General features: G+C 37.6%; 8 protein-coding genes and 1 tRNA gene. 6 read left to right on the forward strand and 3 right to left on the reverse strand.

Annotated elements, in window-relative coordinates:
- Positions 1-902: 902 nt before the first annotated feature.
- The gene (gene lepA / locus ES765_RS14635) at positions 903-2,699 is read right to left on the reverse strand and encodes a translation elongation factor 4 (protein WP_138115062.1); all 1,797 of its coding nucleotides are present in this window, start codon (positions 2,697-2,699) and stop codon (positions 903-905) included.
- 202 nt (positions 2,700-2,901) lie between these two features.
- Here lepA and ES765_RS14640 point away from each other — a divergent pair, with 202 nt between their 5' ends.
- From ES765_RS14640 to dusB, 4 genes are all read left to right on the forward strand, one after another.
- Positions 2,902-5,307, forward strand: coding sequence for an outer membrane beta-barrel family protein (locus ES765_RS14640; protein WP_138115063.1), 2,406 nt, complete (start codon positions 2,902-2,904; stop codon positions 5,305-5,307).
- 110 nt (positions 5,308-5,417) lie between these two features.
- Entirely contained in the window at positions 5,418-7,817 is a 2,400-nt protein-coding gene (locus ES765_RS14645) for a TonB-dependent receptor (protein ID WP_138115064.1), read from the forward strand.
- 58 nt (positions 7,818-7,875) lie between these two features.
- Positions 7,876-8,049 (forward strand): hypothetical protein, encoded by a 174-nt coding sequence (locus ES765_RS21790; protein WP_171017310.1) that lies wholly within the window; start codon positions 7,876-7,878, stop codon positions 8,047-8,049.
- Positions 8,050-8,077: 28 nt separating this feature from the next.
- Entirely contained in the window at positions 8,078-9,076 is a 999-nt protein-coding gene (gene dusB / locus ES765_RS14650) for a tRNA dihydrouridine synthase DusB (RefSeq protein WP_138115065.1), read from the forward strand.
- On the opposite strand, the gene ES765_RS14655 is transcribed toward dusB, so the two are convergent.
- Complete coding sequence (locus tag ES765_RS14655; protein ID WP_138115066.1) at positions 9,073-10,278, reverse strand: ABC transporter permease; 1,206 nt, start codon at positions 10,276-10,278, stop codon at positions 9,073-9,075. The two genes, dusB and ES765_RS14655, sit on opposite strands and share 4 nt — an antisense overlap.
- A 4-nt stretch (positions 10,279-10,282) precedes the next feature.
- On the reverse strand, positions 10,283-10,675 hold the full coding sequence (rbfA, locus tag ES765_RS14660; protein ID WP_138115067.1) for a 30S ribosome-binding factor RbfA: 393 nt from the start codon (positions 10,673-10,675) through the stop codon (positions 10,283-10,285).
- Between the two features lie 66 nt (positions 10,676-10,741).
- Between rbfA and mce the strand changes: the two genes are divergently transcribed.
- Positions 10,742-11,155 carry a methylmalonyl-CoA epimerase gene (gene mce, locus ES765_RS14665; RefSeq protein ID WP_138115068.1) on the forward strand — a complete coding sequence of 138 codons (414 nt, stop codon included), beginning with the start codon at positions 10,742-10,744 and terminating at the stop codon, positions 11,153-11,155.
- 274 nt (positions 11,156-11,429) lie between these two features.
- Positions 11,430-11,503 (forward strand) — tRNA-Ile (locus ES765_RS14670).
- The last annotated feature ends 97 nt before the right edge of the window (positions 11,504-11,600 follow it).

The following is an 11,600-nucleotide window of genomic DNA, read 5'->3' on the forward strand; positions in this document are numbered from 1 at the left end:
GTAACTTTAGAGTAGATTACCATAGATAGATTTTTAGATTAATGAATTGAATTTCAACACTTTAATTTACTGAAAATCTATCTTTTTTGTTGCATAATAATCAAATATTATTAATCGAACTCAGGTTAAAATGTTTCCGACCGATGATACTGAGAAGGAGAATAAAAAGGAAATTTCTTAGTCATTTACCTTAGTGACGACAAAAAAAGCTTATTTCAGTACTTCAATAGTACTGATTCCTTAGGCATTTTTTATTATGAAATAGTGTTTAAAGAACTTTATTTTAGCGTTATAATGCCATAAACTCAACGGGTCATTATTTTTTATACGCTTTATTTCTACCCTAACTAACGGTATAACAGTATAAATAAATACACTATTCATGGCGTAGTAGGCCACAGGTTTGAACGCTCGTTTTACGCAGCAGCAAGGAATTTAAAATTAACCTAAAACGTATTGAAACAATAAACTTGAAGTAGTTAACACGTAGTGCTATGATGTCATTTGTAACTGGAGCTTGCAGCCAAAAAGGAAGAGGATACCTATTTAGCTCGTAATAGGTATGGCGTTGAAATTTGAGACGTAAAACCAGTGAAAATTCGATTTTTTAATAATAGCAAAGACGGAAACTGTTTAATTACGTTGCCCAATGACTTAGAATTCTATAACGCTGTACATTAATTAGGTGTAGTAGGAGACGGCTATGAATAAATGGGGATTAAAACTCTTGTTTTTATGTGTGCAAAACCAATAAAGGAATAACCTTACAAGGCGAGCATATTAAAAACACAATCGATTTAAATTTGAAAGTCGAAGTTCAAATACTAAAAGACAATCCTAATAAGTGCTCAAGATTTGAGAGCCTTGCTTGTCAAAAAAATAGATAATCTATTGCAAATATATTAATCGTTTAATTTAAGTACAGCCATAAATGCTTCTTGTGGTATTTCAACATTACCAACCTGTCGCATACGTTTTTTACCTTTCTTCTGTTTTTCTAAAAGCTTTCTTTTACGGGATATATCACCACCATAACATTTGGCTGTTACATCTTTTCGTAAGGCTTTAATGGTTTCTCTAGAAATAATCTTGGACCCAATAGCAGCTTGAATAGGAATATCAAATTGTTGCCTAGGGATAAGTTCTTTTAACTTTTCACACATTTTTTTACCGATGTTAGCAGCATTATCAGCATGTATCAATGCGGAAAGTGCATCTACGGTTTGAGCATTCAATAAAATGTCTACACGTACCAATTTAGATTCTCGCATTCCAATAGGGGTGTAATCAAAAGAAGCGTACCCTTTAGATACTGTTTTTAAACGGTCATAGAAATCAAACACAATTTCAGCCAATGGCATATCAAAACTGAGTTCAACACGCTCTGTGGTCAAATAGGTTTGATTGGTAATTTGCCCTCTTTTTTCAATACAAAGAGACATTACGTTTCCAACAAAATCAGATTTGGTAATAATTGTTGCTTTTATATACGGTTCCTCAACACGGTCTATGGTTGATGGATCTGGCAAATCGGTTGGATTATTAACAATCATCGGAACCTGAGGGTCTCTACGGGTAAAGGCGTGGTAGCTAACGTTTGGTACCGTAGTAATAACGGTCATATCAAATTCGCGCTCTAAACGCTCTTGAATGATTTCCATATGTAGCATACCCAAGAATCCACAACGGAATCCGAAGCCCAGCGCAGCACTACTTTCTGCAGCAAAGACCAAAGAGGCATCGTTCAGTTGTAATTTTTCCATAGAAGATCTTAATTCTTCAAAATCTTCGGTGTCAACAGGGTAAATACCAGCAAAAACCATAGGTTTTACATCTTCAAAACCTGCAATAGGATTTGTAGTTGGATGAGCAGAATCGGTAATCGTATCTCCAACTTTCACTTCTCGCGCATCTTTTATGCCCGTAATTAAATACCCAACATCACCTGCTTTTATTTCTTTTTTAGGTTGTTGAGTCAGTTTTAAAGTGCCAACCTCATCTGCAAAGTAACTTTTATCTGTAGCAACAAATTTTATCTTCTGTCCTTTTTTAATAGAGCCGTTCATTACTCTAAAATATGTTTCAACCCCTCTAAAAGGATTATAAACAGAATCAAAAACAAGCGCCTGTAATGCTTCGTCTGGGTTTCCTTTCGGAGCAGGAATTCGCTCAATAACCGCACTTAAAATTTCTTCAATTCCAATACCTGTTTTCGCACTAGCAGGTATAACATCCTCTGCCTTGCAGCCTAAAAGATCAACGATATCATCGGTAACTTCTTCGGGACTTGCGCTTGGTAAGTCCACTTTATTTAAAACCGGAATAATTTCAAGATCATTCTCTAACGCCAAATATAGATTTGAAATAGTCTGAGCCTGAATACTTTGTGCTGCATCGACAACTAAAAGTGCGCCTTCACAGGCAGCAATAGATCGAGAAACCTCATATGAAAAATCAACATGTCCTGGAGTATCGATTAAGTTTAGAATATACTCCTCGCCCTTGTAGGTATATTCCATCTGTATAGCATGGCTTTTTATGGTAATACCACGCTCTCTCTCAAGATCCATACTGTCTAATAATTGCTCTTTTTTCTCGCGATCGGTAACAGATCCGGTAAACTCCAAAAGACGGTCGGCCAAGGTGCTTTTACCATGGTCTATATGCGCAATTATGCAGAAATTTCTAATGTTTTTCATAGCGGTAGTAGTAATAATAATGCTGCTTTATACCTAAGAGAATCCTCGGTATAAAAGAGCAAGTGCAAATATAATCTAATTTAAACCGCTAAGCTTTGCTGTATACCCCAATTTATTGTTACCGTGTTTTCATTGGATTACAAAAAATATAACCAAAAACATCATATTTTTTATTAGATTTGGTATTCAACCTAAGTTAAAATTGAAATTACTATTTGCTGCCTTATTCTTCGTATTGGGTACTTCCCAAAGTATCTTTAGTCAAGCCTTTGAATTAAAAGGGAATGTTAAAGATCAATACCAAGAACCCATTCCTTTTGCATCGGTTTTTCTATTGACTGTGACAGATTCATCTTTGGTGAGAGGCACTTCGGCTGATGAATACGGCAATTTTTCAATTGAAAATATCAATGAGGGGGTTTATTTTTTAAGGGCATCGTATGTGGGTCAAACCTCTAATGATCTGGCATTAGAGATTTTTAAGGATACAAAAATTGGTGCGGTTATCATTGAACAAAAAGCTGAGGAGTTAAATGAAGTTACGGTTACAAGTAATCGGCCAGTGGTAGAGCGTAAAGTTGACCGTATCGTTTTTAACGTGGAAAACACAGTGCTTTCACAAAACAATTCTTGGGATATTCTACGGCAGACCCCAGGTGTAATTGTCATGAATGATGAATTACAGGTGCGTAATCAAGCTACAACAGTCTATATTAATAATCGTAAGGTGCAATTGTCATCGGAAGAGGTGCGTAATCTGCTAGAAAATTATCAAGGGGAACATATAAAATCTGTTGAGGTTATTTATAATCCACCCGCTAGTTATGATGCTGAAGGGGGTTCCATTCTCAATATAGTTACTAGTAAAAACGTGTCTTTAGGCTATAAGGGTAATATAAGTGCTGGATATATCCAAGGGGTGTTCCCAAAATATAGTTTTGGTACTTCTCATTTTTACAAAACCAATAAGCTTAATGTAAATGCCAGTTATAACTATGCGCCAAAAAAAGAATTCAAGAATACATTGAATAACACTAATTATAAGAATGATACCGGTATTTTTTCTAGTTGGGATACCGATTTTGACCAAGTTATTCGAAGTAATACACATAGCGCAGGGCTTGTAGTAGATTATGATTTTGACGATAAAAACACACTAAGCCTAGCGACTAACGCACAGGTACAACCCAAAAAGGAGTCTGATTTTTTTCAAAGCACAACTATAAAAAATGGAGTAGGGGTGTTAGATTCTACGTTTACTACAGGTAGTTTCTTGAATGAAAAAAAGAATAATATATCTGGTGATCTTACATTCAAACATGGGTTTAAGGGAAATGGGAATCTTAATGCAAATGCACATTACACCTATTTCGATCTTAACCGAAGCCAAGATGTCAATTCTAATTATTTTTTGCCAGATGGTTCGTTTATTCGTGAATTCAATTTCTTCACGAATGCAGACCAGCAAATTGAAATTAAAACCGCTCAGTTAGATTATAGCAATTATATAGGCAGCTTGTCTTTTGAAACGGGTATAAAAGGATCTTTCATAAATTCTGAAAGTATGTTGGGTTATTTTCTTCGGAATAACGGCTCGCAATTCATCCCCAATTTGTCAGATAATTATATGTACGATGAAAAAGTATACGCGGCATATGTTAGTTTTTCAAAAGACTGGGAGAAATGGAGCGTAAAAACTGGTTTACGGGCAGAACAGACAGAAAGCACAGGGGTCTCATCAAGTGTGGCAACTATAAACGATCTTGAGTATCTTGAATTTTTCCCTTCATTTTATATTCTACATAACCTAAATGAGAACCATAGCCTATCTTTTGATTATTCTAGAAAATTACAACGGCCTCGCTATGATGATTTGAACCCGTTCAGAACGTATATTAATGAAAGAACTTTTGAAGAGGGCAACCCAAACCTAACGCCTAATTTCAGTACTAATCTTAATTTCAACTATACGCTTAATCAAGAATACTTTTTTGATTTTTATTATCGGGATAATGGTAGGTATATCTCTAGGCTTACGTTTCAGGATAATGAAAATTTAGTTTTGAGGGACATTACCCAGAATGTTCTAGAAAGTACTTCGTTCGGTCTTGATTTCACTTATGGAAAATCAATCAGTAATAATTGGTACTTATATAGTTACGTATCCCTCTTTCATGAAGATGAAACATTTATAGCGTTGCAGAGTGATGCCTATGCATACCAGAATGAATACAATGGGGCGTATATTGACCTCACCAATTACCTGACTCTTTCGAAAGACGGCACCTTTAAAGGGGAATTGGGGCTCGTATACATGTCTGGCTATTTACAAGGATCTTTTCTGCAAGAGGAATCTATCAATTTAACCTTGGGCTTCAGAAAGTCGTTTATGAAGAACAGGGCCATTTTTAGCGTAAGTGCGAATGACCTATTGGGGAAATACAACGCCTATGTCAATTCTAACTATTTAAATCAAGACAACCGCTATTTGTCCGTTCCAGAAACCCAGTATGTTAAATTTGGATTCACGTACAATTTTGGGAATTTCCGGTTGGAGGATAACCAACGAGATATAGAGAAAATTGAGCGGGAGCGACTTAATAATTAATTAGAGGTCTAGTGATACGAATTTGATAATTCCCCCTGTTAAATAGTTGTCATTTCTGTCAGAAATTTCCGATTTTCTTTCCTATTTTTAGAGCTTAGAATTATCATTGAATGAAGAGTGCTTTTATTACACTATTGTTATGTAGTCTGACTTTTTCCCTAGCGTTTTCCCAAGAATATTCTATTACAGGTTTTGTACATGATGCGAATGAGCACCCAGTCATTTTGGCAAATGTGATTTTGCTATCTGAAGATGGCGATTTCACAAAAGGGACTGTGACGGATGAGAGCGGTTATTATAAATTTACCGCCCTTACTAAGGGCGCTTATCGCATAGTAGCCAGCTATATAGCAAATACCGTAGAAAGTCCGTTAATTCAGCTATCTAAAGACACCGAACTGGAAAGCCTTGTAGTAAATGATGCGCAGGAATTGGATGAGGTAACCGTAGTTCATCAAAAACCCAAAGTAGAACAATTAGCGGATCGCCTGGTCTTTAATATAGCCAACACGGCCCTTTCTGAAAATGATATTTGGAATGTTCTAAAGCGCACACCAGGGGTCATGGTCATGAACAACGAACTATACATTAACGGTAGCCCCAATGTCAGCATACTGATTAACGGCAAACGCATCAATCTACCACAAGAAGACCTCATGAACTTGCTTTCTGGCAATTCTGCCGGCAATGTACAATCAATAGAAGTGATTACCAGCCCACCTGCAAAATATAGTGCTGAAGGTGGATTGATGATTGATATTAAAATGAAAAACAATCTTGTTTCGGGATATAATGGTTCTGTTTTCAATCGGTACACCCAAGGGGTGTTGCCAAAACACACCCTGGGCATGGATCATTTCTTTAAAGGAAAGAAACTGGACTTCTCTACGAACTATAGTTTTAGCGATAATAGGGATTGGATCAGATATACTGAAATCACCAATTTTTTGGACAGTGGTCAAGAAAATGAAACGTGGGCGGCAGAACAGAAGTCCATTGAAAGAACCAAAAGCCACAACCTCAATCTGTTTTTAGATATTCAATTCAATGAGAAGAATACCATTAGTCTATCTTCTAACACCAGTTACTCCCCAAATGGCGTCATTAATTTTACATCTACAACGGCTATAGAAGATGCTAATGGAGGTTTAATGGCAAGCCTAGAAGGGTTGAATATTTCAAAAAATGATATGTTCAATACAGCTTATTATTTTGATTGGGTACGTAAATTGAACGATAGTGGTGCTGAGCTTTCCTTTAATTCACACATCACCTATTATGATTTTAAACGAAACCAAGAACTGAACAACGACATTGTTGAGGGGGATTCTGAATTTATTTCTGAAAACACATTCCGTGTTTCATCTAATCAAATCATCAATTTGTATAGCGTTCAAACCGACCTTACACTTCCATTGAACCAGCATTCGGTTATGGAAACAGGGTTGCGGTACGCGGGCATTAACTCTGAGGCCAGCATAGTACAAACAGGTTTTGACCAAATAAGAGAAGGTGTAGGTCTAACAGATTCTGGCATTTTTAATTATGATGAGCAAATTTATGCAGGGTATATCAGCTTGAATAATAGCTGGGAAGACTGGAAGTTAAATTTGGGTTTACGAACGGAGTATACCGACACGAAGGGTGAGTTGAATACACTTACTGATATAAATACCAATTCATACCTGAATTGGTTTCCTTCCATGGCATTATCGTATACCGCAAATAAAAACGCGTTCTTTTTAAAGTCTTACAGGCGCATTATAAGACCGAAGTACAATAGCATTAATCCATTTAAATTTTATCAAACGGCAAATTCTATAGAAGAAGGCAACCCTAACCTTAAGCCTGCATATAGAGATTATGTTCAATTCGATTATGTATACGACAAAGCGTACAAACTCGTATTATTTGCAGGGAAACAGTCTGATGAACAATCGCAGCAATTATTTCAGGATAACACGACAAACATTATACGCACGCAATACATTAATCTTGAAACCAACTATTATTATGGGGCAGATGCAAGCTTTTCAAAAGACCTAACATCCTATTGGAATGCATTTTTTTTAATCAGCCATTTTTATGATGAGGATAGCTTTACCGATTTAAATTCGAATGAAATTATTAAAAACGCTATTTGGACCACTCATACGCGTGCCACCAATAGTTTTACTTTATTAAATGACAAATCACTTTTTGCTGATATAACGTACGCCCATTTTTCACCGCGTATTAGGGGTAATTCTAGAATTGAGGCCTATGGTAAATTAGGCATGGTCGTACGAAAGACATTATGGAACAAAGCTGCCAGTATTTCATTGGCCATAGAAGATATTTTTAATGATGGAAATATAGCTGCAACTAGAAATTATCTCGATCAGAACAATAGTACGTATACCAGAAGGGAAAACAGGGTGGTCGTTTTTGGTTTCCGATATAAATTCGGGAATACCCAGATTAAGGATAATCAAAAAAGAAAGAATACCGAAGAAGGTAAGCGTTTATAGGGGTTATTCTGTGCCAGTATGGAACCGGATACACCAAGGCTTGCCAGAAAAGGCCTCAATGCTTTACTACATTACCTTATTGGTATTGATTGCCGGTGCATTAAACCGTAGTGTTCAATCGATTAGTAAAGCTGCTATTTCAATGAGGGTATCTTTAGGAAGAATACTTTCAATAGTTTACTTCACATTCATGGCAGAACATATGTCAAGACCTTCTCGTATTTTTATATAACTTTGCATCCCAAAATTAGAATACGCCAGTGCCCAAAATAGGAGACATACAACTACCTGATTTTCCGTTGCTTTTAGCGCCAATGGAAGATGTGAGCGACCCACCTTTTCGTGCCCTTTGCAAGGAGCTAGGAGCCGATGTGGTCTACACTGAATTTATTTCGTCTGAAGGATTGATTCGTGATGCTGCAAAGAGCGTCATGAAGCTTGATATTTATGAGAAGGAACGCCCTGTAGGTATCCAAATATTTGGAGCTAATTTGGAGAGTATGTTGCAGTCCGTAGCGATTGTGGAGAAATCAAATCCCGATATTATTGATATCAATTTTGGTTGTCCGGTAAAAAAAGTAGTTTCCAAAGGTGCGGGTGCGGGTATTTTAAAAGATATCGACTTAATGGTTTCGTTGACCGAAGCTATGGTGAAACATACCAACTTACCCATTACGGTAAAAACCCGCTTGGGCTGGGATGATGATTCCATAAAAATTGTTGAGGTTGCAGAGCGTTTACAAGACGTAGGATGTAAAGCGATTTCTATTCATGGACGTACAAGAGCACAAATGTATAAAGGCAATGCCAATTGGGAACCTATTCGAGAAGTAAAAAATAATCCACGAATGCATATTCCGGTATTTGGCAATGGTGATGTAGATACGCCAGAAGCTGCTTTGAAAATGCGTGATGAATTTGGATTAGATGGCGCAATGATTGGTCGTGCTAGTATAGGCTACCCTTGGATTTTTAGGGAAATAAAGCACTTTTTTGAAACGGGCACTCATCTAGAACCGCCAACCATGGAAGAACGGGTTGATGCTGCACGGCGTCATTTACAAATGGCCATTGACTGGAAAGGGGAAATCTTGGGTGTTTTCGAAACGCGCAGACACTACACCAACTATTTTAAGGGCATTCCTAATTTTAAGGAATATCGTATGAAAATGGTCACCAGTGACGATTCCGCATCTGTTTTTGCAGCGTTTGATGAGGTGTTGGAAAAGTTTGGGGATTATAATTTCAGCTTAGCCTAAGCATCCACTAATTTTTTATTGATTCTGCTACTTGCAATTTTAGAGGCAATTATCCCCAAGACGATAATTGTAGCCAATACAACTATAACATTAATGAACTCAAACTTTACAGGGTAGGCAAGGGAAGGAGTAATTCTTAACCAGCCAATGGCAAGTTGTGACCAAATTAAAAGCACGCCGATACCCACACCGATTAACCCTCCAAAACCAGTAACTAAAATTCCCTGTACAAAATAAATACGCCTTAAATCTTTGATGGTCGTTCCAAGGCTGTAGAGTGTTTTAGAATTCTGTTGCTTGTCCAATATCATCATGATGATAGCACCTACTACATTGAAGAGGGCAATAATGAGCACCAGGGTAAAAATCAGGTACGTAGCAACATTCTCGGTATTCAGCATTTTATAGAGTGTGCTATTCAGTTGCTGTCTATTTTTTAGTTGAACGCCAGATCCTAAAACAGCTTGTAGGTCAGAACGAACAGCACTAGGCTCAACTCCGTCATCCATTTTAAAATTAATACCCGAAATCTGCAGCGAATCTTTCTCTAACAACGCTTGTGTTAAGGCGAGGTCAGCGAATACATACTTATTGTCTAAATCGGCCTCTACGGCATACACACCACCGATAACCATAGGCAATTGATTATATAGCGATGAAATACTTTGCTGAGAGATGGAACCCTTACCGGGCTTGAAGGCATAAATCTGCATGGGACTGCGAAACTGGTTGATCGTAACCCCTAATATATTGGCGACACCCAAACCGGAAACAACCTGAGACGCATTAATGGTCCAATCACCCATATACAAGGTGCTATCCACACCAGTAACCTTGGTGTAATTACTGTCAATACCTTTTATATAGGCAATATGGTTTTTTCCTCTGTGTTCAAGGGAAACCTTCTCCTCCAATTCTTTGGAATAATAGGCAAGTCCTTCTATTTGATTGAGTTTTTGTTCCTGCTCGGGGGATAGTGAAAACGTTTTTCCAGCTACGGGTAAGGCTTTTAATTGTGGATCAAAAGATTCAGTAAATGACAGGCTAAAGGTTTTTAGTCCGGCGAAAGCCGAAAGAACTATGAACAGTGCCGCAGAACCGATAACAATAACTAAAAAAGTAATAAAATTAATGATGTTGACCGCGTTCTGGGTGCTTTTAGAACGCACATACCGTTTGGCGATATATAAGGGAAAATTCAATTGATCAGGACTTTTTTCGCTTTGGCAGCAAATCCCTGTTCTCCATAGGGTTTTCCTCGCGTTTTAAGGACTTTTCTATATTCTCAATATAATCTAACGAATCGTCTAGGTAGAACATTAATTCGGGCACCCTACGTAATTGGTTTCGGGTACGTTGCGAAAGTTCGTGTTTTATAAGGGGCTGGTTCGATTTTATCCCTTCCATTAATTCCCCTGCCTTATCGTTTGGAAAAATACTTAGGTAAATCTTTGCGATGGATAGGTCTGTGGTCACCGCAACTTTGGATACAGAAATTAGCGTATTCCGTAACCCACCATCAATAGTGGCCTTTTGTAAAATGTCTACAATATCCTTTTGAATGACCCCAGCTATTTTACGTTGTCTTTGCGTTTCCATACTGCAAAAGTAGGTAGAAAAAATGTATCTTGACCGCTATGTGATGGATCGTGAAGTAAATAAGGCATGAAAAAAATTGAACATTTGGGAATTGCGGTAAAGGACATAGAAACTTCCAACACCCTTTTCGAAAAATTATTGGGCGTAGCTCCTTATAAACAGGAAGCTGTAGCCTCAGAAGGTGTGCTTACTTCCTTCTTTCAAAACGGACCCAATAAGATAGAATTATTGGCATCCACAGACGTGGACGGACCTATTGCCAAATTCTTGGAAAAGAAAGGTGAAGGCATACACCACGTAGCTTTTGAAGTGGATGATATTGTAGCGGAAATGGCACGGTTGAAGTCCGAAGGCTTTACGCTGTTGAATGAGAAACCTAAAAAAGGGGCCGATAATAAATGGGTCGCCTTTGTACACCCTAAGAGTGCTAATGGCATGTTGGTAGAACTCTGCCAAGAAGCCTCACTCAAAAATGAATAATTTAATAAAAGCTCATTTTCACACTGAGCCTGCCTTGCCGGCATGGTAAGATTAGTCGAGGCGCTACATTGATAAAAGTTAAATCTGCACAATGAATACGCCTGTTACATTGAACGCAGTCTAAGTGTCTTCAAGATCAACAAGCCACTTTTGAACCTTACATGTTGCACCAACGGATAGACAGCCTCAATTAACTAAGAAAGTATTCTACAAGTATGCATAAAAATCTTGTGTTGATTAAAAATAAGTGGTAATATTGCATCCGCAATTAGCGGGTCCTATAGCTCAGCTGGTTAGAGCACCTGACTCATAATCAGGTGGTCCCTGGTTCGAGTCCAGGTGGGACCACTTAATTACCAAGCAGTTACATTTTAATGTAACTGCTTTTTTGTTTTAACAGCGTGCTTTCAGCGTGCTTTTTTTAATTCGGTTCTATGTGATTTCC

It is taken from the genome of Maribacter sp. ACAM166 (assembly GCF_005771495.1).
Classification (GTDB): Bacteria; Bacteroidota; Bacteroidia; order Flavobacteriales; family Flavobacteriaceae; genus Maribacter.

Coding starts and splice junctions, on each gene's coding strand:
- lepA (WP_138115062.1), bottom strand. CDS start 2,699: ATGAAAAACATTAGAAATTTCTGCATAATTGCGCATATAGACCATGGT.
- ES765_RS14645 (WP_138115064.1), top strand. CDS start 5,418: ATGAAGAGTGCTTTTATTACACTATTGTTATGTAGTCTGACTTTTTCC.
- ES765_RS21790 (WP_171017310.1), top strand. CDS start 7,876: ATGCTTTACTACATTACCTTATTGGTATTGATTGCCGGTGCATTAAAC.
- rbfA (WP_138115067.1), bottom strand. CDS start 10,675: ATGGAAACGCAAAGACAACGTAAAATAGCTGGGGTCATTCAAAAGGAT.
- mce (WP_138115068.1), top strand. CDS start 10,742: ATGAAAAAAATTGAACATTTGGGAATTGCGGTAAAGGACATAGAAACT.